The sequence below is a fragment of the Variovorax sp. GW823-FHT04F07 genome (assembly GCF_058795995.1).
This window is the reverse complement of the sequence record NZ_JBXAIG010000001.1, coordinates 1,116,014-1,141,531: the sequence shown is the minus strand read 5'-3', so window position 1 is coordinate 1,141,531 and position 25,518 is coordinate 1,116,014. Positions and strand designations below refer to the sequence as shown.

Genomic DNA, 25,518 nt, shown 5'->3' with positions numbered 1-25,518 from the left:
TCATGATGGCGCGGGCGCTATATGCGGCCCATGAGCACGAGGATCACCAGGATCAGCACCACGAGCCCGAGGCCGCCGCTGGGCCCGTAGCCCCAGGACCGGCTGTAACCCCAGCTCGGCAGCGCGCCGATCAGCAGCAGGATCAGGACGATCAGCAGAATGAACGAGAGGGACATGTTTTTTCTCCTGGGACGTTGTTGTCACGAGCCTCCATGCTCATCGTCCCGGGGCGCCGCGAGCGCCGGAGAGCCGCCCCTGACGCGGTCAGGGCTGTCCTACCGTGGGCGTCGGCGCTTTACCGGTGCGCCTGCCAGCAGGAAGTACATGGCCACGCCCACGGCCAGGAAGATGGCGCCCAGCCCGCCGACGATGGCGGCGCCGCCCCACAGGTCGAAGAAGCCATCGAGTCGGGCATCTTGCGGGTTCGCGGGGTTGAAGAACACGCCGACGACTTCGCCCTTGTCGTAGGCCGGCGGGTTACTGCTGCTCGAGGGCGAGAACTCGACGATCGCGCCCGAGGGCAGCGTGAAGCGCACCAGCGGGCGCCACGTCGGCGAATTGCTGCGGCTCGAGCTTCCCGCGGACTGCAGCGCGATCACCTCGCCCTGCGCCTTGCCGGCCGATGCGATGAACTTCGTGGTGTTCTGGTAGAGCAGCCAGGCGCCGAGGAGCATGAGCGCGCCGACGAGCGTGAAGATGCGCGTGATGAGGCGGGTGGGGTTCATTGGGGTGGCCTTCAGTTGCGCATCCACTCGATCGACAAGGTGCCCACGGCGGCCAGCACCAGGCTCGATACCAGGAAGCCCACGGCCCCCAGCGTGGCCAGCAAGGCCCGTCGCCAGGGGCGCGTGCGAAAGAGATAGACCGGAATGCCCAGCAGCGGAAAGATGCCTGCGAGCAGCGCCGCGCGACCAGGCGCGGGCACGCCGCGCGCGAGGCCATCGGCCCGGCACCACGTGTAGCACAGCGCCGAGATGAGGAACACATGCGCCACGTCCAGCGCGGTGTAGTCCTTGCCGCGCAGCGGCGGCAGGAACGCGTCGGCGATGCCCACCACGAGGAACGAGAGGGCCAGGGCCAGCAGGATCCAGCGCGGCCGGTTCATCGTCATCGCTGCCCCCGGAGCGTGGCCGCCGGCGTCAGAGCTTCGCGAGGCGGTCGAGCGCGGCGAGCAGCGTCTCGTCCTTCTTGGCGAAGCAGAAGCGCACCACGCGCTGGTCGAAGCCGTCGCCGTAGAAGGCCGACAGCGGGATCGCCGCCACGCCGATCTCGCGCGTGAGCCAGAGGCAGAAGTCGGCCTCCGACAGGTCGCTCACGGCCGAGATGTCCACGCACTGGAAGTAGCTGCCTTCGCTGCGCAGCAGCTTGAAGCGGGTCTTCTCGGCCAGGCCGGCCGCGAACAGGTCGCGCTTGCGCTGGTAGAAGGCCGGCAGCTCCAGGTAGGGCTCGGGCCGCGCCATGTACTGCGCGAGCGCGTGCTGCATCGGCGTGTTCACCGTGAACACGTTGAACTGGTGCACCTTGCGGAACTCGGCCATCAGCGGCGCGGGCGCGGCCACGAAGCCGACCTTCCAGCCGGTGACGTGGTAGGTCTTGCCGAAGCTGCTGACGATGAAGCTGCGTGCCGCCAGGCCGGGGAAGCGCGCGACGCTTTCATGGCGCGCGTCGTCGAACACCATGTGCTCGTAGACCTCGTCGCTGATCACGAACACGTCGGTGGGCGCGAGCAGGTCTTCGAGCTGGCGCATCTCGGCCTCGGTCCAGACCGTGGCGCTCGGGTTGTGCGGTGTGTTGATGATGATCGCACGCGTCTTCGGCGTGAGCGCGGCGGCGATCTTGTCGAAATCGGGGCGGAAGGTGCCGGGCACGAGCGGCACGCGCACGACCTTGCCGCCGGCCAGGTCGATGTTGGGCACGTAGCTGTCGTAGCAGGGCTCCAGCACGATCACTTCGTCGCCGGGGCGCACGATAGCCAGGATGGCCGTGATGATGGCTTGCGTGGCACCGGCCGTGACCGTGATCTCGGTCGCGGCGCTGTAGTTGCGGCCGTAGAGCGCCTCGATCTTGGCGGCGATGGCGTCGCGCAGCGACGGAATGCCCGGCATCGGCGGGTACTGGTTGTGGCCGGCCGCCATGGCGGCGGTCACGTCTTCGAGCAGCTTCGGATCGCAGTGGAAATCGGGGAAGCCCTGGCCGAGGTTCACGGCGTTCTTCTCGGCCGCGAGCGTGGACATCACGGTGAAGATGGTGGTGCCGACAGCCGGCAGCTTGGTGGTGATCTCGGGCGTGCGGGGAGAAGACGAAGGGGTGGCGGTGCTCATGGTCGGTCGTCGCGGGGAGAAAGGCTGGAGGATCAGAGTTCGTAGTCTTGTTGGTGGCCGCTGAGGGCCTTCGCGATCAGGTTGCGGTCGAGGCGGTCGGAGAGCAGCTCGGCGAACTTGAAGACGAAGTTGCGCAGGTAGGCGCTGCGCTTGAAGGCGACGCGCGCGATGTTCTGGCCGAACACATGGCCCATCGGGCGCACCACGAGGTCGGCGTTCGACTCGTCGCGCACGGCCATCTCGGCCACGATGCCCACGCCCAGGCCCAGGCGCACGTAGGTCTTGATCACGTCGGAGTCGATGGCTTCGAGCGCGATGCGCGGCGTGAGCTTCTTCTGCGCGAAGGCGTGGTCGATGCGCGTGCGGCCGGTGAACGACGGGTGGTACGTGATGATCGGCTCGCTCGCGAGGTCTTCGAGCGAGACGCGCTCCTTGGCCGCCAGCGGGTGGTCCTTGGGCAGCACCAGCACGTGCTGCCACTCGTAGCAGGGCAGCGTGACCAGCTCGGCGTAGCCGTCGAGCGATTCGGTGGCGATGCCGATCTCGGCGATCTCGTCGATCACCATGCGCGCCACCTGGTCGGGCGAGCCCTGATGCAGGCTCACGTTGACCTTCGGGTAGGCCTCGCGCAGGTTGGCCACGGGCACCGGCAGCACATAGCGCGCCTGGGTGTGGGTGGTGGCGATGGAGAGGGTGCCGCTGTCCTGCGCGCTGAACTGTTCGCCGATGCGCTTGAGGTTGCCCACCTCGCGCATGATGAGCTCGATGCTCGCGATGACGTGCTGGCCGGGTTCGGTGATGCGCTTCAGGCGCTTGCCGTGGCGGGCGAAGATCTCGACGCCGAGCTCTTCCTCGAGTTCGATGATCGCCTTGGAGACGCCGGGCTGCGAGGTGTGGAGCGCCTTGGCCGCCTCGGTGAGGTTCAGGTTGCGCCGCACGGCTTCCTGAACAAACTTGAACTGGTGCAGATTCATATCAAATTCCGTCTTATTGCGGAATTCATTATGCCTTTGAAGTCTATAAAAATGACCGGGACTTCAGGATTTGATGGCAATCCGGGCCAGCAAAGCGACCAGTTCGGGCGATTCACCCACGATCGGGGCCAGCGAGAAGGCCACGTCGGGCCAGCGCTGGCGCAGGGCGTCCAGCTGCAGCGGCAGGTCTTCGCGGGCGTGCTTGCCCATGCCCAGGAACAGCGGTACGACGTGCACCGCGGTGGCGCCGTCGGCGATCAGGGCTGCGGCGGCGGTTGGCAGGTCGGGTGCGGCCAGTTCCATGTAGGCACACAGCACGCGCACGGCGGGGTCGTCTTCGCGCATGCGGGCGGCCACCGCCTCGATGGGCTCGCGCCAGCGCGCGTCGCGCGAGCCGTGCGCGAGCAGCACCGTGCCCGGCACCTGCGTGGTCATCGCCTCAGGACCAGCCAGCTGAAGGCTGTGAGAGACAGCACCGAATAGATCAGCCCCGGCGCCGCCGCCGTGAGCCAGGGCGACCAGTTGCTGAGGTTGCCCAGGTAGCCGAACACGTTGTTCAGCAGGAAGAAGCTGATGCCGATCATCACGCCGCCGAACACGTAGGTCGTGATGCCGGCCTGGCGGAAGTGCAGGTAGGCGAAGGGCAGGGCGAGCACCACCATCACCAGGCACGACAGCGGATAGAACACCTTGCGCCAGAACTCGATCTCATAGCGCTGCGCGGTCTGGCCGTTGGCGTTCAGGTGCCGGATGTAGTCGAACAGGTCGATGGTGCTCATGCGGTCGGGTCGCAGCAGCGCGACCGACACCATTTCGGCGGTGAGCGAGGTGGGCCAGTCCATCTTCGGGATCTGGGTGGTGACGATCTGGGCCTTCTCGGTGTTGCGGGTCTGGTAGTCCTGCTGCTCGACGTCGGAGAGCGTCCATTTTTCGTCGAGGATGCGCGCCGACCGGGCCACCAGCTGCTTGCTCACATAGCCGTCGGCATCGAATTCGAAGATGCGGGTGGTCGTGAGCGAGCCACCGCGCGAGATCGACAGCACGTTGACCGCATACGAGGTGTCGCCGCGCTTTTCCTTCAGCCAGGCGCCGGTGTTGCCCACCAGCGAGAACGTGCCCTGGTAGCGCGACTTGAGTAGCTGCCCGGTGCGCCCCGACAGCGGCGCGATGTAGTCGCCGATGGCGAAGGTGAGCACCACGAAACCCAGCCCCAGCAGCAGCAGCGTGCGCAGCGCGCGCCACGGACCGAGGCCACTGGTGCGCAGGATGGTGTACTCGGAGCTTTGCGCCAGCCGCGCCATCACGAAGATGCAGCCGATCAGCACCGTGATCGGCAGCAGCTCGTACAGGTGGCTGGGCACCAGCAGCAGCACGTAGATCAGCGCCTGCACCGGGCCGTAGGCCAGGCTTTCGGGCTTGCCCACGGACTGCAGCTCGTCGACGAAGTCGAAGAAGAAGAACAGGCTCAGGAAGCCGAGCGTCACGAAGGCCACGGCCTTCAGTGCCTCGACGTAGATCAGTCGGCGGATGGTTTTCACGAGGTCGGGTCGATCCGGGAAGGCGGTACGGCCGGCAGGGCGCCGGCCGTGGCGGCGCTGGCGCGGGCCTGGCGGCGGGCCGACCAGTTGTTGTTGCGCAGCGTGAGCCAGGCCGTGGCGAAGAGGAAGACGCCGCCATGCAGCAGCAGCATGAATGAGCCCATGCCGTAGCGGCCCGAGCTGATCCAGCTCTGGCCCAGGTTCAGCAGGTTGTAGTAGACGACGAAGGCGAACAGCGCGAACACCAGGTTGCCGCTGCGCCCCACGCGCGGGTTGACGCTGGACACCGTCAGCGCCAGCAGCACGAAGTTGATGGCGGCCAGCAGCATGCCGAAGCGCCAGCCCAGCTCGCCCAGGCTGGCATCGCTGCGGTCGCGCAGCAGCGAGAGCGTGGAGCGCGCGCGCGTGGGCGTGCTGTCGCCGGTGGCGTTCGAGCTGCCGCCGGCGCGCGTGCCGTAGGTCTTGAACTCGCTGATCTTCAGGCCCGATTCGGTGAACAGCGGGCGTTCCAGGCGCTGGCCGTTGCTCAGCAGCAGGAAGCGGTGGTTGTCGATGTCCTCGATGCGGCCGCTGCGCGCCGACGTGGTGATCTGCAGCCCGCGCTCGACGGCCCAGATGAACACGTTGGTGGCGGTGGCGCCGTCGGGCGTGTCCTTGTCGATGAAGAACACGCGCAGCCGGCCCGAGGACTCGCGAAATTCACCCGGCGTGACGCGCTCGATGTCGCTGCGCTGCTCGTACTGCTGGCGCATGCCGATGGTCTGCGAGTTGGCCCAGGGCCAGCCCACCAGCGCCATGGCCGCGATGAGCAGCAGCACCGGCCAGGCGAAGCGGAACAGCGGCTGGACGAAATCGGCCAGGCCGCGCCCGCTGGAGAACCAGATCACCATTTCGCTGTCGCGGTACATGCGCGAGAGCGTGCCGACGATGGCGATGAACAGGCTCAGGCTCAGGATGGTCGGCATGTAGCCGAGCACCGTGTACGCCATCACGAGGAAGACCTCCTGCGGGTTCACGCTGCCCTTGGACGCCAGCCCGAGCGTACGGATGAGCATCATGGTCATCACGATGGTGACCAGGACGACGAGGGTCGCTCCGAAGCTGCGCGACAGCTCCTTGCGTAGGGAAGAATGGAATAACATCGTTCGAGGAAAAAAAGGATTATGGACTTTCAACTCAAGACCCTCACCGTCGCCCAGGCCGCCGCCGAGAAATCCGACCTCCTCATCGTGCTCGTCGGCAGCGCTCTCCCCACCGCCAAAGACCCCGTTTCCGTGCTCGCCGCCAGCGCCCGCAAGGCCGGCGACCTGCCCGACAAGGCCGGCAAGCTGCTCGCGCTGTACCGCCCCGAGACCGTGGTGCCCTCGCGCGTGCTGCTGGCCGCCATCGGCGACGGCAAGGCCGCCTCGGTGCGCAGCGCCGTGAGCGCGGCGGTTGCCGCCGCCAAGGCCAATGGCCCCAAGCGCGTCGTGATCGTCTTCGCGCAGCCGGCCGACGCCGCCGCGGTGGCCGCCGCCGTCACGGCCGCGGCCGATGCCAGCTATGTCTACACCACGACCAAGTCGAAGGCCGAGCCGCGCAGCATCCGCCACCTGACGCTGGGCGTGGCCGAGGCCGCCAGCCCCGCCGTCACCAAGGCTTTCGACGACGCCCGCGCCACGGTCGCCGGCATCGAGCTGGCCAAGGAATGGGGCAACCGTCCCGCCAACCACGCCACGCCCACGCTGCTGGCCGAAGCCGCCAAGGGGCTGGCGAAGCTGCCGCGCATCAAGTGCGAAGTGCTGGGCCCGAAGGAAGTCGACAAGCTCGGCATGGGCGCGTTCGCCGCCGTGGCCCAGGGCTCGGCCGAACCGCTGCGCTTCATCGTGCTGCGCTACCAGGGCGGCGCCAAGGACGAGGCCCCCGTGGTGCTCGTGGGCAAGGGCATCACCTTCGACACCGGCGGCGTCTCGCTCAAGCCCGCGGCCGAGATGGACGAGATGAAGTTCGACATGTGCGGCGCGGCCAGCGTGCTCGGCACCTTCCGCGCGCTCGGCGCGATCCAGCCGGCGATCAACGTGGTCGGCCTGATCCCTTCGTGCGAGAACATGAACGACGGCAACGCCGTCAAGCCCGGCGACGTGGTCACCAGCATGAGCGGGCAGACCATCGAGATCCTGAACACCGACGCCGAAGGCCGGCTCATCCTGTGCGACGCGCTCACGTACGCCAAGCGCTTCGACCCGGCCGCCGTGATCGACATCGCGACGCTCACAGGCGCCTGCGTGGTGGCTCTGGGCGGCGTGCGCAGCGGCCTGTTCGCCAGCGACGAGTCGCTGGCCTCCGCGCTCGAATCGGCCGGCGAGGCCTCGCAAGACCGCTGCTGGCGCCTGCCGCTGGACGACGACTATGCCGAAGGCCTCAAGAGCAACTTCGCCGACGTGGCCAACATCGCCGGGCGTGCCGGCGGCGCGATCACCGCGGCCAAGTTCCTGCAGCGCTTCACGGCCGACTACGCCTGGGCGCACCTGGACATCGCAGGCACGGCCTGGAAGAGCGGGGCGGCCAAGGGCTCGACCGGCCGGCCCGTCGGCCTGCTGGTGTCGTACCTGACGAACCGCGCGGGCAGCAGCAACGCCGCTGCCGCCGCGCCGAAGGCCGGCAAGGCTGCCAAGCCCGTGAAGAAGGCCGCGTCGCCCAAGGCCCCGGCCAAGCCGGCCCGAAAGGCCCGGTCCGCGCAGTGACCGACATCGGCTTTCACTACAACGCGCCCGACAAGCTCACCTACGCTTGCCGGCTGGTTCGCAAGGCCGTGAACACACGCGGCCTGCGCGTGGTGGTGGTGGGCGATGCGCGCGCGCTCGACACGGTCGATGCCGCGCTCTGGCAGCTGTCGCCGGTCGACTTCGTCGCGCACTGCCGCGCCGATGCGCCGGCCCATGTGGTGGCGCGCTCGCCCGTCATCCTGTGCGCCGAAGGTGCGGACGCGGCCTCGCTGCCGCACCGCGAGATGCTGGTCAACCTCGGCCTTGAAGTGCCGGCCGGCTTCGAGCGTTTCGAACGCATGATCGACATCGTGAGCGACGAGGCGAACGACCGGCAGGTCGGCCGCACCCGCTGGCGTCACTACGCCGACCGGGGCTACACGATCCAGCCGCACGATTTCGCAAGGAGCGCTTCCTGATGGCCAGCACGCTGCGCACGCCGCCCCGGTTCGTCCCGACGCTGACGACCGTGCTCGAGATTCCGGCCGAGCCCGTGCCGGTCGCCGAGGCGGTGCGCCCTTTAGTTCCAAGTATTGGCGCACCGGTGTCGCAGCCTGCGTCGCCCGACCCCGCGAGCGCCGTGGCGTTGCCGCCTTCGGTGTCGCTCACGCCGGCCGAAATCGTCAGCCTCGAAGAGCAATTGCTGCACCGCGTGCTGCAGCGCGTCGACCTGTCGCTGGAGGAGCGATTGAGCGACGCCGTGTCAGCTGCCGTTCAGCATCAGCTCGACGAAATGGTGCCGCGTCTGCGCGGCGAAATCGAGGCCGTGCTGCGCGCGCTCGTCATCGAATCCATGGCCGCTGAACTCTGTGAAAACACAGGGGAAAACACAGGGTCTACGCCAACTTCCGGCGCATAAATCCTCGGCTAAACTGCGCCGCAGGTCGGAATGGCGTGAGGGTGCCGCTGGTCTGCGGCGCGAAACTTGCGAGGTCTGAACGCCCGGATCGAACGACCGGTTTTTATATCTTTTCATCCAAGTTCTGGAGGTTCTCATGCAATTGAAATGGACTGCGGTCGCACTGGCTGCACTCACGCTCGTGGCTTGCGGCAAGAAGGAAGAAGCTGCTGCTCCGGCGGCACCGGCACCCACGGCTGCGGCTCCGGCCCCTGCTGCGCCTCCGGCTGATGCCCTGGTCGTCAAGATCGGCCACGTCGGCCCGACCAGCGGTCCCATTGCCCACCTCGGCAAGGACAACGAGCTCGGTGCCAAGATGGCCATCGAAGACCTGAATGCAAAGGGCTTCAAGATCGGCGACAAGGTTGCCAAGTTCGTGCTGGTTCCCGAAGACGACGCTGGCGATCCGAAGCAAGGCACCGCCGTCGCCCAGAAGCTGGTCGATGAAAAGGTCAACGGCATCGTCGGTCACCTGAACTCGGGCACCACGATCCCCGCTTCCAAGCTGTACAGCGACGCCGGCATTCCGCAGGTCTCGCCGTCGGCCACCAACCCCAAGTACACCCGCCAGGGCTTCAAGACCACGTTCCGCGTGGTGGCCGACGACACGCAGCTGGGCGGCACGCTCGGCAAGTACGCCGTCGAAACGCTCAAGGGCAAGAACATCGCCGTGATCGACGACCGCACGGCCTATGGCCAGGGCGTTGCCGAAGAGTTCGAGAAGGCTGCCAAGGCCGCCGGCGCGACCATCGTGGGCCACGAGTTCACGACCGACAAGTCGACCGACTTCAACGCCATCCTGACCAAGCTGAAGGCTGCCAAGCCCGACGTGCTGTTCTTCGGCGGCATGGACGCCGTGGGCGGCCCGATGCTCAAGCAGGTCAAGCAGCTCGGCCTGAACGTCAAGTTCATGGGCGGCGACGGCCTGTGCACCGGCGAACTGCCGAAGCTGGCAGGCGACGCCATCGGTGAAGACATGGTGGTCTGCGCCGAAGCCGGCGGTGTCGACGGCGACTTCAAACAGCCGCTGGAAGACTTCAAGGCCAAGTTCAAGACCAAGAACGGCGTCGAAGTGCAGATCTACGCACCGTACGTGTACGACGCGGTCAACGTGCTGGCCGAAGCCATGGCCAAGGCCGGCTCGTCCGACCCGGAAAAGTACCTGGCTGAAGTCGGCAAGGTGCAATACAAGGGCGTGACCGGCCCGATCGCCTTCGACGAAAAGGGCGACATCAAGAACGGCGCCCTGACGCTCTTCACCTACAAGGGTGGCGTGCGCACGCAGATCGCCGTGGTGCGCTGATCGCATTGCAGCCAACGACCCTTCACCGGGTCGTTCCATGAAAAAAGGGCCTTCGGGCCCTTTTGTCATTCAGGGGGGCGCGCCGCCGTGGCACGGGCCGGCCTTCAGAGCGCGGCCATGCCCGAGGGGCGGTCGGCGTTGCAGTATTCGATGAAGGCGTCCAGGTCGCGCGACTTGTCGAACACCGCGTCGGCGCCCAGGGCCTGGCAGCGCGTGCGGATGTCCGGGGTGACGTAGTTGCTCAGCACCACGACCCGCTGGTGCGGGCCGCGCTCGCGGCAGCCCGACAGCACGCCCAGACCGGAGCCTTCCTTGAGGAACAGGTCGACGATGAGCAGCTGCCAGGCATCGGGGTGGGCGGCGAGCCAGGCGAGGGCGCCCGATTCGGTTTCGGCATAGCCGACGACATGGCCGTTGACGAGGTCCTCGAGGGCCGGGACCAGGTTGTCCCTGATGGTCTTGTTGTCCTCGACGAGGAACGTGATGAGGGCCATGCCGCGGTTTTGATGTGTGAACCAATAGCGTAGCGTGGCGCAAGCGGTCTCCGCGTAGGAGAAGGGAGAACGACGCACGCAAACCGTGCGGAAACAACGGCGATCAGCGCTTGTCCGACGTCGCCTGCGTGCGGATGCGCGCCTTGAGCTGCTCGGCCAGCGCCTGGCTCTCGTCGCGCTCGGCGGTCACTTCGAGGCGCTTCTCGATTTCCTCGCTCAGCGCCGCATTCACTTCAGCCAGTTTCTCGGCCGACTGGGCGAGTTTTTCCTCGAGCTGGCTGGTGTGCTCGATGGCCTGCGCTACCTCGCCGACCTGGACCTCGTCCGGCAGTTCCTGTTCCAGCACGGTGCTCACGACGGCGAGGTTGTCCGAGGCGCGCTGCACATCGGCGGCCACCTGCTCGCTCTTTTTCAGGGTCTTGTCCAGCGAGGTGGTGCCGCGCGTCAAGGTGGGGGAAGGTCCGGCCATCGAGGCTCCTTTGCGGCAGGCGAAGTGGGGTGGAATGTCGGTCGATTCGATTCCGCGCATCGTACCGCCAGATGCGGCCTTGCTCAGGACTGGCAACAGTTGCTGCGTGGCAACAGGGTTCAGCCGAAGTCCTACGGAATCGGCCGCGAGTTTCGGACTGGGCCGATGGGGGATTTTTGCCGCCCCCGGGAAGATGCCGAACATCCTCTTCCCCCTCCAAGGCTCGCCATGATCAGACACGCACTCGTGATCGACCAGGTCGAACGCACCGGCTTCGCGCTGGCCACCTTCATGCGCTACGCCGGCATTCCCCGCGTGGACGTGACGCGCAGCGGCCATGGCTTTGTCGAGGCAGTACAGCACCGGCGCCACGACCTGCTGGTGGTGGACATCGACACGCCCGAGGTCACGGGCCTGCAGATGATCGACGCGGTGGTCGAGGCCGGCAGCCCCGCGGCGCTGGTGCTCATGAGCGCCCAGCCGCCGCGCATCCTGCAGGCGGCGCAAGACTACGCCCGGGCCCGCGGCGCGCGCGTGCTCTCGGCCATCGCCAAGCCGCGCACCATGGTCACGATGGCGTCGGCGGCGCAGGCCATGGCGCGCGAACGGCGCCACCGGGCCGGGCTGCGGCGCGGAAGCGCCCCACCTGCGAACGACACACCGGTGTTCACGGCCGCGGTCCTGTGCGAGGCGTTGGCCACGCGCCAGATCGCCGCCCACTTCCAGCCCCGGCACTGCGCGCGCACCGGCGTGCTGCGCGGCGCTGAACTGCAGCCGGGCTGGTACCGGCCCGACGACACCTGGCTGCCCGCGGCCGACTTCCTGCCGGCCATTGCGCGGGCCGGCCTGCACGACGCGCTGGTGCAGCGCATGCTCGATTGCGCCTTCGAACTGCTCGGCTACATGCACAAGGACCACGGCCTGCGCCTGGGCGTGCGCGTGCCGGCGTCGGTGGCCGCCTCGGTGTCCTGGGCGCAGGGCGTGGCCGAACAGGCCGAACGCGCCGGCCTCGCCGCCGACCAGCTCGTGCTGGAGATTGCCGAAGACGGCGGCGCGCGCTGCAACGAGGTGCTGGCCGGCGCGGTCGCGCACCTGCGGCTGCGCGGGTTCCACTGCGCCATCGACCGTTTCGGCCAGGGCGACTCGACCCTGAGCCGCTGGTTCAAGGTGCCGTTCAGCGAGCTCCAGATCGACGCACGCCAGCTGGCGCAGGCGCGCGAGAACCCGCATGCGCGCCACATCCTGGCGAGCGTGATCGCCATGGCACGCGAACAGCATGCGACGCTGCTCGTGAAGGGCGTCGACGGCGAACGTGACCTCGCGCTGGCCCGCAGCATTGGGTGCCACTTCACGCAGGGCGCGCAGCATGCCGCGCCGATGGCCGAGTCGGCCTTCGTGCAGTACGCGGCGCTGCTGCGGTATACGGCGGGGCGCCCGCAGGCGCAGCGGAACGCCGATTGACGATCGGGCGACGCGCGCTCAGGCCGCGCGTCGCGCCAGCACCGCTTCGGCGGCTGCCTGCAGCGCGGTCCAGCCGGGGGCAATCACCGCCATCTCGTCCTGCTTCACTACAGCGCTGAGCCGGCCGCACATCGCGGCGATGGCCGGCTCGCCGATCATGGCGAAGGCACCGCGCACCGCATGCAACTCGTCGCCGATGACGCGCCGGTCGCCGATCACCAGGGCCTTGCGGACCTGCTGCGCGGAAGACGCCAGCGACGAGACCATCGCGTCGTGCAGGCGCGCGTCCAACGGCGCGTGCGGCGCTTGCGCAGGCGCGACCGGGGCGCTGGCCACCAATGGCGGCGCAGCCGCGCCCAGTGTCTTGAGGATCGCCTGCTCCAGCGCCGGCAACAGCACCGGCTTGAGCAGCACCCCCGCGAAGCCCGCCAGCGAGCATTGCTGGTAGCCCTCCTGCTCGAGGTGCGCCGTGATGGCGACGAGCGGGATCGACGGCATGCGCTCGCGCAGCCGGCGGGCCAGCGCGTAGCCGTCCATGCCGGGCATGTTCAGGTCGGTCAGCACGAGGTCGTAGCGCTGCACGGCGAACAGGGCCAGCGCGGCCTCGCCGTCGGGCGCCACGTCAGCGGCGACGCCGAGCGCATCGAGCTGGTCGCTGATGAGGGCCCGGTTGGCCGGATGGTCGTCCACGACCAGCAGGCGCACGGGACGCAAGGGCAGGGCCGCGCTGCCAGCACCGGTGTCCGATGGCGCGACCGCCTCGGGCGCCAGCGCCACCAGCGGCAAGGTCACCGTGAAGCACGAGCCCGCACCCGGCTGGCTGCGCACGGCGATCGTGCCGCCCATCTTGCGCGCCAGCCGCTGGCAGATCGACAGCCCCAGCCCCGAGCCGCCGAACTCGCGCGCGGTCGAGGGCGAAGCCTGCATGTAGATGTCGAACAGCTGCGGAATCTGCTCGGGCGGCACGCCCATGCCGGTGTCGGTCACGCGGATCGCCACCGGCGAGGCCTGCCCCGGCGACAGCGGCCCGACCTCCAGCGTCACCGTGCCCGAGGCCGTGAACTTGATCGCGTTGCTCAGCAGGTTCACGACGATCTGGCGGATGCGCGTCGGATCGCCTTCGTAGCCGGCGGCCAGGCCCGGGTGCACCAGGCAGTCGAGCCGCAGTCCCTTGGCGTGCGCCGAGGGCTCGAACATCTGCGCGCAAGCCTGCACGATCTCGGGCAGCGCCACGCGCGTGGTTTCGAGCTTGAGGTGACCCGATTCCATCTTCGACAGGTCGAGGATGTTGTTGACGATCTCGAGCAGGGTGCGCGAGGCCTGGCGCACTGACTGCAGGCGCCGGGCCTGCACCTCGGGCGGCGCGCCCTGGCCGAGCAGTTCGAGGTTGCCCAGCACCGCGTTCAGCGGCGTGCGGATCTCGTGGCTCATGGTGGCGATGAACACCGACTTGGCGCGGTTGGCCGCCTCGGCTGCCTCGCGGGCTTCTTCGCGCTTCTTGTCGAGTTCGTTGCGCTCGGTGGTGTCGGAGAAGCTGCACAGCAGGGCGTCTGCGCCCTGGTAGCGCGTGCGCGTGCATTGCAGCAGCAGCTCGCAGGCCTGGCCGTTCTTCAGCGCCAGCGGCATGCCGGCGTCGTGCAGCGTGCCGCCCTGGGCGCGTTCGCGGTAGAGCGCGGCCATCTGGCGGTGCAGCGGCTCGGGCGGCGCGGTGGCCGCCGCGTAGTGTTCCATCAGGGTGTTCTGCAGCAGCACGCGCTCGTCGTCGAGCGCGATGAGGCAGACGCCGAACGACGAGGTCGCGATGATCGCGCGGTTGAGCTGCTCGCTCTCGAACACCCGCTGCGAGCGACGGTAGGCGGGCTCCAGCAGCTTGCGCCTGAAGAGCAGCAGCAGGCCCCAGAGCGTGCCCAGCACCACCAGCGTGGCGCCGCCGTAGCGCAGCAGCTGCGGCTTCAGCGTGGTGAAGACCGTGCGCCACGAGTACGCGTACACCAGCGACCAGCCGGTGCCGGCCAGCGGCGTCGAGAGGCTGAACACGCCCGCGCGGTAGGTTTCACGCGGCAGCGCGGGCCCGGCTTGGCGCAGGCTGTGGGCCAGCGCGGTGGCCATCAGTGCGCCGCCGTCGATGGCGTCGCCGGTGCGGTCGGCCGAGAGCAGCACCCGGCCCTGCGCGTCGACCAGCAGGGCGGCCGTGTCTGGCGGCGTGTGGCGCAGGCGGTCCTGCAACACGCCCGAGGGCAGGTTGCTCACGAACACCATGAAGGGGCGGCCCTGGGCGTCGAACCCGGGCTGCACCAGCTTGAAGGGCGATGCCCCCGGTGCCAGCAGGTCGGGCGCCGGCGGCTGCCAGGCCACGCGCCGCTGCATACGCCACTGCGCGGCGAGTGCCGGGTCGCCGGCGAGATCACCGATGTCGTAGCTCAGGCGCGCGATGAGCGCTGCGGTGTCCGGCAGGCTGGTGCGAGCCAGCGCGCCCTGCAGGCCGCCTTCGGGCGCGGGCATCAGCGTGAGCAGGCGGTGGTCGGGGGTGTAGGCGTAGGCGCCCAGCGGCGAATTGCGCAGCTGCGCGACGGCGGTGACGCTGTAGGCCTGCATTTCGAGCATGCCCAGGTAGGGCGCGAATTCGTGCAGGTCACGGGTGCCGGCGGTGTCGACCGCGGCGATGGCTGGCGTCAGGTGTGCCCCGGCTTGCAGGACCACCTGGCCTCCGTCGCGCACGAAGGCCTCCAGCGTGCCGGCGGCCGGCGGCGTCTGGCTGTTCCAGAGCAGTTCGGCGTTCACCACGCCGCGGCGCATCGCCGCCTGCTTTTCCTCGATGTCGAGCTGCATCTGCGCGCTGTGCGCGGCCAGCGTGGTGCGCAGGTTCGCGAGCGCATTGGCGGCGGCGTTGTACAGCACGAGGCCCGCGGCCAGCACGATGAGCAGCGACAGCAGCGCGCCGCCGCCATAGAGCAGGGCGTGCTGGTAGCGGCGCAGCAGGTCCAGCTCCTGGGCCTGCCGGGCAGGTGTCGGGGCCGCAGGGGCGCTGGCGGGGAAGGCGGGCGGAGACATGGCGAAAAAATGGCGAAAAAGACGCGAATTAAAAACAATCGACTGGAATGGTAGGGCGAATTGCGCGTGGATTTCCATGAATTACAGGAGTGCTTCTGTTTATAGGTCGAGTCCTATGCAGGCCTTTCTTTTTCAGGATTCGGCTGAGCCGGTGAGCGAGGCTGGGCTTCTGGAATTTCCATCTGTATTCTGCAGTCGCAGGCGTCGATGAAAAATAAATCATCTGTTCGGGTGGATTCGATCTCCTGCGAATAGGTCGCTGGGTCGGCAAGGCTGCCCTGCAAATCGACAGTGGCGAGCGGCAACGCCAATGGCCGCGCGACCTTCACGATGAGCTACCAATAGGCAAGCACCGCGCGAGCGATTTTCAGACGGGTCTGATTGGATTTTTGAGGCTGAAAACATAGGATTGAAAAATCACCTTTGTCGCCTCTTTGGCATCTGTGCAAGGGCGCTGGATTGAATATTTTTAGGGAGTCGTCGATGACGAATATCTTGTGGATCAAGAAATTGTGGGAATTCCTGCGTGGCAAGCGAATGCAGGCAACCGGCTGCACGCGGCGAAGCGCGTTGTTCGGCGCTTTGGTCCTGGCAAATAAGCCATCGGCCATGGCTCGGAACGACAACTTCCTTTGAGCAGGCGGTCGCATTTGGCCTTGATCAAGATCGCAGGCGGATGGGGCCTCGGCCCTTCATGGGGAGCGCGCTCATGCGGATGATCGGACGCCGCCTGTCCATGGAGCGCTGCAGGCTCGGCCTGAGCGCCGCCGCCTTCGCGGTGCTCGGCGGCGTCGATGCCTCCGTGCAGGAGGCTTTCGAAAAAGGCGCGCGCCACCCCGATGCGGCCTACCTGGCCACCATGGCCGTCATCGGCATCGACGTGCTGTACGTCGTGACCGGCATGCCCACCTGCACCGAAGACCTGTCGGTGAGCCGCGAGGAGGTGTCGCTGCTGCGCGCCTACCGGACCTCGGACGACTCCGGCAAGAAAGCCGCGCACGCGGCGCTGCAGGCCATCGCGCAGGCCTTCCCGGGCGACATGCTCTCGGCCTCGGGCGCGCGCGCTTCGCAGCCCGCTGCCGCGGCGCCACCACCCACCGAAACCGCCTGAGCCTTTCCCCTGCGCGACGCGGCCCGCCCGCGCAGGACCGGCGGGTAAGATGCCCCGGCGCAGCGCCCGGACCCTCGTCCGCCGGCCACGCCGGCAAGCGAAAGGGAAAAAACAATGGCAGTGGACCGCTTCGAAATCCGCGTCGTTCTGGCCGACGACCATCCCGGCATGCTGGCCGGGGTCCGGCACGAGCTGGCGTCGGTCGAGACCCTCACGCTGGTAGGCGAGGCGGCCAATTCGACCGGGCTCATGGCGCTGCTGGAGACCACGCCCTGCGACGTGCTGGTGTCCGACTACGCGATGCCGGCCGGCGAGTTCGGCGACGGCGTGCCGTTGTTCAAGCTGGTGAAGCGGCGCTTTCCCGACACGCAGATCGTGGTGATGACCATGCTCGACAACCCGGCGGTGCTGCACTCGCTGGTGTCCAGCGGCATCCGCTGCATCGTGAGCAAATCGGATGCGGTGGCGCACCTGATTCCCGCCATCCACGCCGCCCGCACCGGCGGCACGTACTACTCGCCGACCATGGACGCGGTGGTGCGCTCCATCGACTGGGAGGTGCGCAGCCGCAACGCTGCGGGCGTGCTGAGCCAGCGCGAGTCGGAGGTGGTGCGGCTGTATGCGTCGGGGCTCACGATCAACGAGATCGCCGAGCAGCTGCACCGCAGCAAGAAGACCATCAGCACGCAAAAGACCAAGGCGATGGAAAAGCTGGGCATCGAGCGCGATGTCGACCTGTTGCGCTACGCGCTCGAAAACGGCCTGACGGCCACGGTGACGGGCGCGCCGCAAGGCTGACCCGCGTGTGGCCTCAGGGCCAGGGCAACGCCGGCAGGCCCGGCGGTGGCGGCGGGGGAGCCGCCGACGTGCTCATGAGCCCCGTCTCCATGCCGTAGCGCACGAGGTCCATGTCGCGCAGGATGCCGAGCTTGGCCATGGCCGAGCCCTTCTGCGTGCTGATGGTCTTCTTGCTGCGGTGCAGCCGCTCGGCGATCTCCGTCACCGTGAGGCCCGACACGAACATGCGCACCACCTCGAGCTCGCGCTTGGAGAGCATGGCGTGCGGCTGGGTGTCGGTGCGGTGCGGCGCGGTGCGCGCGGCGATCTCCGCCATGCTGGGCGACAGGTAGCGTCCGCTCGCGTAGGCCGCATGCACGGCCGGCAGCAGGTGGCTCACCGAGTCGGCCTTGTTCAGGATGCAGGGCACGCCGATGTCCAGCAGTGAATGGATGATGCCGGGGTTGTCCAGCATGGTCATCACCACGATCTTCAGCCGCGGGTAGCGCTGGCGCACCAGCGCGAACAGCGCGATGCCGTCGCCGTGCAGGCCGCCGGGCATGGCGTAGTCGGACACCAGGATCTGGCAGTCGTGCTGCTTGAGCATCTCCATCATCTCGGTGGAGTCGCGCGCGGCGCCCACGACGGTGACCGCCTGGCTTTCGCGCAGCGTGCTCTCGATGCCGATGCGAACGGCGGGATGGTCGTCCGCGATCAGGACGCGGAGATTGAATGGCTTCATGGCGGACCTGTGGAACGCAGAGGGGTCGGACCTGCGCGCGCCGCGTGCAGGAAGGGCTGCTGTCGAACGCCCGGCCCCCGGCGTCGGGGACGTCTGAAAAAGGGGCCGGTGGCGGGTGCCTCGGGCGATGCCAGCAGGGGATGACTGGACTTTAGGAGGGCGTCGGTCCTGCGTTAAGCGGCCTGATCCGATAGCGGGCCGCCAATGCATAGGACCCGTCCTAATTTGTAAGACGCGGGGTGCCCGAGGCTAGGACCGGGGGCGTTGGCGGATCGGATCGGGTCCGAAAACGGGTTCGGACCCGGGCGGCTTCAGGCCGCGGCCGCGCCCTCGGGCGCCCGGCGTGCGAGCGCGGCGCGCGCCGCCGGTTCGAAGCGTTCGAAGGCCTGCGCCAGCGCGGGCAGGTCGGCGTCGCGCAGCTGCGTTTCCATGGCGACGCAGTCGGCGGCGAGCCCGGCTTCGTGGATCAGTGCGAAGGCGCCGCGCAGCGAATGCAGCCCGGCGCCGAGCGCGGCGCTGTCGCCGGCGTCCAGCGCCGCGCGGATGGCCGCCGCGGTGTCGGCCAGGGACTGCACGAGCGGCTGGTGCACCGACGCGGGCAGGGTGCCCTGCGCGATGTCCTGCCGCCGGGCGCCGGCCGATGGCGCGGCGTTGGGGTCGCGCAGGGTCAGCTGGCGCACCGTGCGTTCGAGCGTGTCGAGCAGGATGGGCTTGATCAGCGCGGTGTCGATGCCCGCCGATTCGCAGCGCTCGCGTTCGCGCACCGCGACGTCGGCCGTGAGCGCCACGATGGGCACGCGCGAGCCCTGTGCGCGCAGCGCGCGTGCCAGCGTGTAGCCGTCCATGCCGGGCATGTTGATGTCGGTGATGATGAGGTCGTGCCGCCGCCGGGCGAACAGGTCGAGCGCCTGCAGGCCGCCCGAGGCCTGGTCGGAGGTGTAGCCCAGCGCCTCGAGTTGCATCTTCACCAGCTCGCGGTTGGCCGGATGGTCGTCCACCACGAGGATGTGCGCCGTCGGCGCGGCGGTGCCGGCGCCGGTGGCCGGCGGTGCGGGTGCGCGCGGGGGCAGGGCGGGCGCGGCCGGCAGCGGCAGCGTGACCAGGAAGGTGCTCCCCTTGCCTGGCGAACTCACCACCTGGATGTCGCCGCCCATGAGCCCGGCCAGCCGGCGGCACAGCGCCAGCCCCAGGCCGGTGCCGCCGAAGCGGCGCGCGATGCTGCTGTCGGCCTGCGTGAAGGGCTCGAACAGCGCCTTCTGCTGCGCCGCCGTCATGCCGATGCCGGTGTCGCTCACGCCGATCACCACTGGCGAGGCAGGGTCGGCATCGTCCTTCAGGTAGACCTCGAGCAGCACGTCGCCGGTGTCGGTGAACTTGATCGCGTTGCTCAGCAGGTTCATGAGCAGCTGGCGCAGGCGCGTCGGGTCGCCGAGGTGGTGCGGGGCGAGGGCGTCGTCGATCACGCAATCGAGCGCCAGGCGCTTGGCCTGCGCCAGCGGCGTGAAGACCGCGATCACCTGCCGCGCTGTGTCCGCGAGGTCGAAGCGGATCGACTCCAGCCGCATCTGGTCTGACTCGATCTTCGAGAAGTCGAGGATGTCGTTGATGATGCCCAGCAGCGCGGTCGACGACGACGTCACGGCGCCGAGACGCTCGTTCTGCGCGGCCGACAGCGGCGAGCGCTGCAGCAGCTCGAGGTTGCCCATGATCGCGTTCAGCGGCGTGCGGATCTCGTGGCTCATCATGGCCAGGAAGGCCGACTTCGCATGGTTGGCCTGGTGCGCGGCCTCGCGCGCGCTTTCCAGTGCACGCTCGGCGTTCTTGCGCGTCGTGATGTCGGAGAAGTTGCACAGCAGCACGTCGCTGCCCTGGTACTTGGTGCGCACCACGCTCACGAGCAGCTCGGTGATCTCGCCGCCGGCCAGCGTCACGGGCAGTTCCAGGTCGGGCAGCCATTCGGGAGCGCCGGGGGCGTCGTCGTACAGGCGCAGCAGGCGCTGCGGCAGCGGCGGATCTTCGGGGCGCGCGTTGTCGGTGCAGGCCTGCATCACCTGGTTCTGCAGCAGCACCTCACCCGAGGGGTAGCGCAGCAGCGCCAGGCCCGAGGGCGTGGTCGCGACCATGGTGCGGTTGAGGTTCTCGCTCTCCACGATGCGCTGGGAGCGCGCATAGCCGGGCCGGAACACCTTGCGGTCGAGCAGGAGCAGCGCGGCCCAGACGAAGGCGATGAGCAGCAGCATGGCGCCCGCATAGAGCGCCAGCCGCAGGCCCAGCTCGGACGCGATGGTGCGCCACGAAAAGGCGTAGAGGTAGGTCCAGTTGGCGTCGGCGATCGGAGCACGCAGCGTGAAGAGGCCATCGCGGTACTGCAGCGTGGCGCCGTTCGCGGCCAGCGACGGCTGCGAGAGCTGCAGCGCGCGCGCCTGCAGGCCCTCGGTGCCGCTGGGGCCGTGCGTCTCGGCGATCACCCGGCCCGACGGGTCCACGAACATCGAGGCCTCGTCGTGGCGCTCGTTCGACAGGTGCGCTGTGATGATGTCCAGCGGGTAGTCGTTCACCAGCACGACGAAGGGCTTGCCGTCGTGGAAGCCGGGCTGCGCCAGCCGCAGCACCGTCTCGCCGGTGAAGGGGCTCACGGCCGGCGGCAGCCACACGGCCGTGCCGCTGTCGCGCAGGCGGGCGACGACGGCTGGGTCGCTCAGGTCGCCGAGCTCGGGCGGCGCGATGCGCTGGAGCAGGTCTTCGGTTGTGCGCGCGCCGTGGCGTTCGAACAGGTCGGCCGCGGCGGGGGCCGGCACCACGGCCAGGAAGCGCAGGTCGGGCGCGTAGAAGTAGCTGGAGTGCAGCGTCAGCGTCTTCGTGTAGGCCGCCGAGCGGTAGCCGACCTCTTCGGCCAGCCCGAGGTACTGCGCGAAGCTGTCGGCCGGGCGCTGCGCCGAGAGGTCGCCCAGCAGCAGCATCGGCGGGAAGTCCTTGTTGCTGGGCAGCACCAGCCGGCCGTCGTGCGCGGCGAAGGCGTCGACCAGCGACTGCGGCGCGCGTGCGCGCCGTTCCCAGGCGCCTTCCTCGTGAAAGATGTTGATCCGCGCCGAGCCCTGGCGCACGAAGAGTTCGAGGTGAAGCAGCGCCTTGCGCGCATTGAACTCGGCCTGCCGCTCGGCGACGTAGTCGCGCACCTGCGACGAGAGCATCACGCCGGTGGCGGCCAGCAGCACGAGCGAGGTGACGGCGCCGCCCACGTACAGCAGCGCGCGCTGGTAGCGGTTCAGCAGGCTGATCACACCGCGTGGGGTGGCGCGCGAAGCGCCGAAGCCGAAGAAACGCGGGAGATCGCTGGGCATCATGGCATCCGGGTGATCGGAGCGGGCAGGAAGAAGATGCCCGCGATGGTAGGGCACCGCCGCGCGCGCGGGCGCACCGCGGGGGCGAGCGTGATGCACGCCTGCGGGGCGCATCGGGTGATCGCTGTATCAAGAAATGTCGACATTGGTGCAAACACCGTGGTTGACAGATCGTTTGTCGCAGACCATCGGCGGCCAGATCGCGTGCCGGACGGGCAGGCCGGATGGCACGCAATTTGCACAAGGCACGCCATGACAGCCAGCTCGCCGCGCACCTCCGCCAAGGCCCCCAAGGTCACCCGCATCGACCGCGACAACGACAGCACCGTGCAGTCGCTCACGCGCGCCATGCAGCTGCTCGAACTCCTCGCGGAGGACGACGAAGGCTTCCGGCTGGTCGACATCGCGGCGCACACGGGCCTGTCGTCGTCCACCGCGCACCGGCTGCTCACCACGCTCGAGCAGCGGCGCTTCGTGCAGTTCGATCGCGAGACCAACCTCTGGTACGTGGGCGTGCGCTGCTTCTCGGTGGGCGCGGCCTTCGGGCGCCGCCGGCGCATCGCGCACCTGGCGCTGCCGGTGATGCGCCGGCTGCGCGACAGCACCGGCGAGAGCATCAACCTGGGCATCGCCGACCTGGGCGACATCGTGTTCGTCACGCAGGTGGAGAGCCGCGAACTCATGCGTGCCATCGGCAAGCCGGGCTTCCGTGCGCCGCTGCATGGCACCGCGATGGGGCAGGCGATCCTGGCGGCGATGTCGGAAGACGACGTGCTGCAGTACCTGCGCACCTACGGCCTGCCCAAGCTCACGAACAACACGATCGCGCGCGCCTCGCGGCTGCACGAAACGCTGGGCGAAGTGCGCCGCGCGGGCCATGCGATCGACGACGAGCAGAACGCCGTCGGCCTGCGCTGCATTGCCGCCGCCATCCGCGACGAGCACGGCCAGCCCTTCGGGGCGATCTCGCTGGTCGGCCCGACGCAGCGCATCAAGAGCACCGACTTCCCGCACCTGGGCGCCACCGTGCGCGCCGCCGCCGACGAGATCACCGCCGCCTACGGCGGACGCGCCCGCTGAGGCGCGTGCATTCCACTGGCGCAGCGCGCCAAGTGCTTGATTCCTAAGCCGTTTTTTCGACCGTCCCGCGCAGCGGGATAGTCCGCTGCGCGCGTGCGGCGCGCGCTCCAATGGCTTGCCCTTCAACCGCACCTCCTTGCACAAAACCATGAAAACATTGCTTCCACAGCACGGCATCAGCCGAACGCTGGCGCGGGTTTGCGACTGGACCGTGATCGCCTGCGGCTGGTGGCTGATCGCGCTGTCCGTCATGACCTGCGTCGAAATGCTCGGCCGCAAGGTGTTCTCGTTCAGCCTGCAGGGCATCGACGAGATCGGCTCCTACACCTACGGCATCGTCGGCGCCTTCGGCTTCGCCTACACGCTGATCACGCGCAGCCACACGCGGGTCGACTTCCTACTGTCGCGCTTCTCGGTCGGCACGCGCGCGCTGCTCAACATGCTCGCGATGGTGAGCCTCGCGGCGCTGGCGGTGCTGTGTCTCTGGCGCGGCTACAACGTCGTGGTCGAGAGCATCGAGCTGCAAAGCACGGCCGCCACGCCGCTCGCCACGCCGATGTGGATTCCGCAATCGATCTGGCTCGGCGGCTACCTGATGTTCGCGCTGGTCGCGGCCTGGGCGGCCTTCGATGCGCTGCGCCTGTTCGTGCGGCGCCGCACGGGCGAGCTCAACGAGCGCTTCGGTCCGCAGACGCTCGAGGAAGAGATCGAGGCCGAGACCGAGGTCCAGATCAAGGCCCCGGCGCAGGCGTCGACCGCGCATGCCGCCGCCGCCAGCGTCACCAACGCCACCGGAGTCGCCTCGTGATCGGGCCGCTCGAAATCCTGGCCGGCCTGGCCATCATGCTGGGCCTGATGTTCCTGGGCTTCCATGTCGCGACCACGATGCTGGTCGTCGGCCTGCTCGGGTCGCTGATCCACTTCGGCATGCCCGCCATCAACGCCGTCGGCGAGCAGCTCTGGGCCGCCGGCGAAGACTACCTGCTGCTGTCGATCCCGCTGTACATCCTGCTGGGCGAGATCCTGATGCGCGGCGGTGCCACCGACAAGATGTACCAGTCGCTGGGCCAGTGGCTCAACCGCATGCCGGGCGGGCTGCTGCACACCAACATCGGTGCATCGGCGCTGTTCTCCGCGGTGTCGGGCTCGTCGGTGGCCACCGCGGCCACCATCTCGACGGTTGCGCTGCCCGCCTTCAAGAACCGCAACTACGACCAGCGCATGGTGCTGGGCACCATCGCCGCCGGCGCCAGCCTGGGCAACCTGATTCCGCCCGGGGTGGCTTTCATCATCTACGGCTCGATGACCAACACCTCGGCAGCGCGGCTGTACATGGCCGGCATCCTGCCCGGCGCGATCATGACGGTGCTGTTCCTGCTCACGATCCTGGCGATCTGCGTGTGGCGGCCGTCGGTGGCGGGCGTTCGCGAAGGCCGCACCGCACTCGCGGAGAAGCTGCGCCACTCGGTGCACCTGCTGGGCCCGCTGGCCGTGTTCGCGGTGGTGATGGGCGGCATCTACACGGGCTGGGCCACCGTCACCGAAAGCGCGGCGCTGGGCGTGATCGTCTGCCTGCCCATCGCGGCGGGCTACCGCAAGCTGAACGTTTCGATGCTGCACGAGTGCTTCCGCTCGACCATGCGGCTCACAGCGATGACGGCGCTCATCCTCGTGGCGGCGCTGTACCTGAACTTCGTGCTCTCGATGCTGGGCGTGCCGCAGGCGCTGGCCAGCCTCATCAAGTCGGCCGACGTGTCGCCCATCATGCTGCTGTGGATGCTGGCGGCGCTGTACCTGGTGCTCGGCATCGCGCTGGAGACGATGCCGATGCTGGTCGGCACGCTGCCGGTGGTGTTCCCCATCGTGCAGGCCGCGGGCATCGACCCGGTGTTCTTCGGCGTCTTCATGGTGCTGATGTGCGAGATCTCGCTGATCAGCCCGCCGATCGGCATGACGCTGTACGTGATCCAGGGCGTGCGCGGCGAAGGCTCGATCAACGACGTGTTCCAGGGCACCTTGCCCTTCTTCGTCGCCATGGTCGTGATGACCGCGATCCTGATCCACAACCCCTGGATCGCGACCTACCTGCCGAACCTGCTGTTCGGCAAGTGACGGCACTTTTTCCTCCCGCTCTCGAACCACCTTTCAACCTTTCAAGGAGTCAGGCATGCAACTGAAATTCGTTCTCCCGCTGATCGCGGCCACCCTCGCGCTGGCGCTGCCGGCGCATGCGGACAACGCCCGCCTGCGCGTGGCCGGCAACCTGGTGGCCACCGGGCTGATCCAGCAGACCAAGGAGCAGCCCTTCTTCGAGAACTTCGCGAAGAACACGGGCCTGCCCATCGACGCCGACTACAAGCCGATGGACGTGCTGGGCGTGAAAGACGCCGACGGCCTGCGCGTGCTGAAGTCGGGCCTGTTCGACATCGTCACCCTGCGCCTGGCGCAGGTGTCGCGCGACGAGCCCTTCTTCCTGGGCCCCGACATCGTGGGCCTGTCGACCGACTACGAGGTGGCACGCAAGGTGGTCGATGCCTACCGCGAGGCCTTCGACAAGCGGCTGCAGGAGCGCCACGGCGGCAAGCTGCTGGGCATCTATCCCTTCGGCCCGCAGGTGGTGTTCTGCAAGGTGGCGATCGGCGGCCTGGCCGACCTGAAGGGCAAGAAGGTGCGCGTGTACGACCAGTCGCTCGCCAAGTTCATCGAGAAGCTCGGCGGCATCCCGGTAACCATTCCCTTCGGCGAGACGCAGCAGGCGCTGGAGCGCGGCGTGACCGACTGCGCCATCACCGGCCCGAGCTCGGCCAACTCGGCGGGCTGGCCCGAGGTCACCACGCACTTCATGCCGATCGGCTTCCAGATCGCGCTCAATGCGTACGCGATCAACCTGCAGAAGTGGAACGCACTGAGCGCCGACCAGAAAGTGAAGCTCACCGACGCCTTCCGCAAGTTCGAGACCGAGGTGTGGGGCTACTCGAAGGAACTGTTCGACGACGCCTCGCGCTGCAATGTCGGCAAGGAGCCGTGCAAGACCGTCAAGAAATTCGCGATGAAGGACGTGCCGGTGAAGCCGGGCGACCAGCAGATGATCCGCGACGCGCTGACCACGGTGTCGCTGCCGATCTGGAGCGAACTCTGCGACAAGTCCTACGACAAGTGCTCGGCCACCTGGAAGCAGGTCGTCGGCCCGGTGGTCGGTCTCAAGTAGCCCGGT

At 68.3% G+C, this 25,518-nt stretch carries 26 protein-coding genes; 12 read left to right on the top strand and 14 right to left on the bottom strand.

Annotation, left to right across the window (positions count from 1 at the left end; all coding sequences use genetic code 11):
- Positions 1-17 precede the first annotated feature (17 nt).
- The 8 genes from AC1RAA_RS05375 to lptF all read right to left on the bottom strand — a co-directional run bounded on the left by AC1RAA_RS05375 (position 18) and on the right by lptF (position 5,975).
- On the bottom strand, positions 18-176 hold the full coding sequence (locus tag AC1RAA_RS05375) for a DUF3309 family protein (protein WP_070060790.1): 159 nt from the start codon (positions 174-176) through the stop codon (positions 18-20).
- Between the two features lie 99 nt (positions 177-275).
- On the bottom strand, positions 276-725 hold the full coding sequence (locus AC1RAA_RS05370) for a DUF3592 domain-containing protein (protein ID WP_492726970.1): 450 nt from the start codon (positions 723-725) through the stop codon (positions 276-278).
- Positions 726-736: 11 nt separating this feature from the next.
- A complete protein-coding gene (locus AC1RAA_RS05365; protein WP_492726968.1) occupies positions 737-1,111 on the bottom strand; it encodes a rard protein in 375 nt (124 codons plus the stop codon).
- A gap of 28 nt (positions 1,112-1,139) precedes the next feature.
- Positions 1,140-2,321 carry a pyridoxal phosphate-dependent aminotransferase gene (locus AC1RAA_RS05360; protein ID WP_307692884.1) on the bottom strand — a complete coding sequence of 394 codons (1,182 nt, stop codon included), beginning with the start codon at positions 2,319-2,321 and terminating at the stop codon, positions 1,140-1,142.
- Between the two features lie 32 nt (positions 2,322-2,353).
- The gene (locus AC1RAA_RS05355) at positions 2,354-3,295 is read right to left on the bottom strand and encodes a CysB family HTH-type transcriptional regulator (RefSeq protein ID WP_062470216.1); all 942 of its coding nucleotides are present in this window, start codon (positions 3,293-3,295) and stop codon (positions 2,354-2,356) included.
- 63 nt (positions 3,296-3,358) lie between these two features.
- On the bottom strand, positions 3,359-3,730 hold the full coding sequence (locus AC1RAA_RS05350; RefSeq protein ID WP_095948630.1) for a sirohydrochlorin chelatase: 372 nt from the start codon (positions 3,728-3,730) through the stop codon (positions 3,359-3,361).
- The gene (gene lptG, locus AC1RAA_RS05345; RefSeq protein WP_492726964.1) at positions 3,727-4,833 is read right to left on the bottom strand and encodes an LPS export ABC transporter permease LptG; all 1,107 of its coding nucleotides are present in this window, start codon (positions 4,831-4,833) and stop codon (positions 3,727-3,729) included. Before lptG ends, AC1RAA_RS05350 begins: the two co-directional genes overlap by 4 nt.
- Positions 4,830-5,975 carry an LPS export ABC transporter permease LptF gene (gene lptF / locus AC1RAA_RS05340; protein ID WP_062470224.1) on the bottom strand — a complete coding sequence of 382 codons (1,146 nt, stop codon included), beginning with the start codon at positions 5,973-5,975 and terminating at the stop codon, positions 4,830-4,832. The genes lptG and lptF overlap by 4 nt, the downstream gene beginning before the upstream one ends.
- A 21-nt stretch (positions 5,976-5,996) precedes the next feature.
- On the opposite strand from lptF, the gene AC1RAA_RS05335 reads away from it, so the two are divergent.
- The 4 genes from AC1RAA_RS05335 to AC1RAA_RS05320 all read left to right on the top strand — a co-directional run bounded on the left by AC1RAA_RS05335 (position 5,997) and on the right by AC1RAA_RS05320 (position 9,778).
- Positions 5,997-7,556 carry a leucyl aminopeptidase gene (locus AC1RAA_RS05335; protein ID WP_492726962.1) on the top strand — a complete coding sequence of 520 codons (1,560 nt, stop codon included), beginning with the start codon at positions 5,997-5,999 and terminating at the stop codon, positions 7,554-7,556.
- Complete coding sequence (locus tag AC1RAA_RS05330; RefSeq protein WP_369628967.1) at positions 7,553-7,996, top strand: DNA polymerase III subunit chi; 444 nt, start codon at positions 7,553-7,555, stop codon at positions 7,994-7,996. The genes AC1RAA_RS05335 and AC1RAA_RS05330 overlap by 4 nt, the downstream gene beginning before the upstream one ends.
- The gene (locus AC1RAA_RS05325; RefSeq protein WP_492726960.1) at positions 7,996-8,436 is read left to right on the top strand and encodes a hypothetical protein; all 441 of its coding nucleotides are present in this window, start codon (positions 7,996-7,998) and stop codon (positions 8,434-8,436) included. Before AC1RAA_RS05330 ends, AC1RAA_RS05325 begins: the two co-directional genes overlap by 1 nt.
- 136 nt (positions 8,437-8,572) lie before the next feature.
- Positions 8,573-9,778, top strand: coding sequence for a branched-chain amino acid ABC transporter substrate-binding protein (locus AC1RAA_RS05320; protein WP_062470234.1), 1,206 nt, complete (start codon positions 8,573-8,575; stop codon positions 9,776-9,778).
- Between the two features lie 104 nt (positions 9,779-9,882).
- On the opposite strand, the gene AC1RAA_RS05315 is transcribed toward AC1RAA_RS05320, so the two are convergent.
- Positions 9,883-10,272 (bottom strand): response regulator, encoded by a 390-nt coding sequence (locus AC1RAA_RS05315; protein ID WP_070060783.1) that lies wholly within the window; start codon positions 10,270-10,272, stop codon positions 9,883-9,885.
- Positions 10,273-10,375: 103 nt separating this feature from the next.
- On the bottom strand, positions 10,376-10,741 hold the full coding sequence (locus tag AC1RAA_RS05310) for a hypothetical protein (protein WP_070060782.1): 366 nt from the start codon (positions 10,739-10,741) through the stop codon (positions 10,376-10,378).
- A 228-nt stretch (positions 10,742-10,969) separates the two neighbouring features.
- Here AC1RAA_RS05310 and AC1RAA_RS05305 point away from each other — a divergent pair, with 228 nt between their 5' ends.
- Positions 10,970-12,202, top strand: a complete 1,233-nt coding sequence (locus tag AC1RAA_RS05305; protein ID WP_492726958.1) for an EAL domain-containing response regulator — start codon at positions 10,970-10,972, stop codon at positions 12,200-12,202.
- An 18-nt stretch (positions 12,203-12,220) separates the two neighbouring features.
- On the opposite strand, the gene AC1RAA_RS05300 is transcribed toward AC1RAA_RS05305, so the two are convergent.
- Both AC1RAA_RS05300 and AC1RAA_RS05295 read right to left on the bottom strand, forming a co-directional pair.
- Positions 12,221-15,253: an ATP-binding protein gene (locus AC1RAA_RS05300; RefSeq protein WP_492726956.1), complete on the bottom strand. Its 3,033-nt coding sequence runs from the start codon at positions 15,251-15,253 to the stop codon at positions 12,221-12,223.
- 113 nt (positions 15,254-15,366) lie between these two features.
- Positions 15,367-15,582: a hypothetical protein gene (locus tag AC1RAA_RS05295; RefSeq protein ID WP_492726953.1), complete on the bottom strand. Its 216-nt coding sequence runs from the start codon at positions 15,580-15,582 to the stop codon at positions 15,367-15,369.
- A gap of 154 nt (positions 15,583-15,736) precedes the next feature.
- Here AC1RAA_RS05295 and AC1RAA_RS05290 point away from each other — a divergent pair, with 154 nt between their 5' ends.
- The 3 genes from AC1RAA_RS05290 (at position 15,737) to AC1RAA_RS05280 (ending at position 17,162) form a co-directional block, all read left to right on the top strand.
- Entirely contained in the window at positions 15,737-15,889 is a 153-nt protein-coding gene (locus tag AC1RAA_RS05290) for a hypothetical protein (protein WP_492726951.1), read from the top strand.
- Positions 15,890-15,962: 73 nt separating this feature from the next.
- A complete protein-coding gene (locus tag AC1RAA_RS05285; RefSeq protein ID WP_492726949.1) occupies positions 15,963-16,364 on the top strand; it encodes a helix-turn-helix domain-containing protein in 402 nt (133 codons plus the stop codon).
- A gap of 114 nt (positions 16,365-16,478) precedes the next feature.
- Positions 16,479-17,162 carry a response regulator gene (locus AC1RAA_RS05280; RefSeq protein WP_492726947.1) on the top strand — a complete coding sequence of 228 codons (684 nt, stop codon included), beginning with the start codon at positions 16,479-16,481 and terminating at the stop codon, positions 17,160-17,162.
- A 13-nt stretch (positions 17,163-17,175) separates the two neighbouring features.
- Here AC1RAA_RS05280 and AC1RAA_RS05275 read toward each other — a convergent pair whose 3' ends face one another.
- Positions 17,176-17,883, bottom strand: a complete 708-nt coding sequence (locus AC1RAA_RS05275) for a response regulator (RefSeq protein WP_062470253.1) — start codon at positions 17,881-17,883, stop codon at positions 17,176-17,178.
- A 311-nt stretch (positions 17,884-18,194) separates the two neighbouring features.
- A complete protein-coding gene (locus tag AC1RAA_RS05270; RefSeq protein WP_492726945.1) occupies positions 18,195-21,224 on the bottom strand; it encodes a hybrid sensor histidine kinase/response regulator in 3,030 nt (1,009 codons plus the stop codon).
- A gap of 252 nt (positions 21,225-21,476) precedes the next feature.
- Between AC1RAA_RS05270 and AC1RAA_RS05265 the strand changes: the two genes are divergently transcribed.
- From AC1RAA_RS05265 to AC1RAA_RS05250, 4 genes are all read left to right on the top strand, one after another.
- A complete protein-coding gene (locus tag AC1RAA_RS05265) occupies positions 21,477-22,304 on the top strand; it encodes an IclR family transcriptional regulator (protein WP_159271724.1) in 828 nt (275 codons plus the stop codon).
- A gap of 148 nt (positions 22,305-22,452) precedes the next feature.
- The gene (locus tag AC1RAA_RS05260; RefSeq protein ID WP_492726943.1) at positions 22,453-23,112 is read left to right on the top strand and encodes a TRAP transporter small permease subunit; all 660 of its coding nucleotides are present in this window, start codon (positions 22,453-22,455) and stop codon (positions 23,110-23,112) included.
- Entirely contained in the window at positions 23,109-24,416 is a 1,308-nt protein-coding gene (locus AC1RAA_RS05255; RefSeq protein WP_095745403.1) for a TRAP transporter large permease, read from the top strand. The genes AC1RAA_RS05260 and AC1RAA_RS05255 overlap by 4 nt, the downstream gene beginning before the upstream one ends.
- 55 nt (positions 24,417-24,471) lie before the next feature.
- Entirely contained in the window at positions 24,472-25,512 is a 1,041-nt protein-coding gene (locus AC1RAA_RS05250) for a TRAP transporter substrate-binding protein (RefSeq protein WP_354342090.1), read from the top strand.
- The last annotated feature ends 6 nt before the right edge of the window (positions 25,513-25,518 follow it).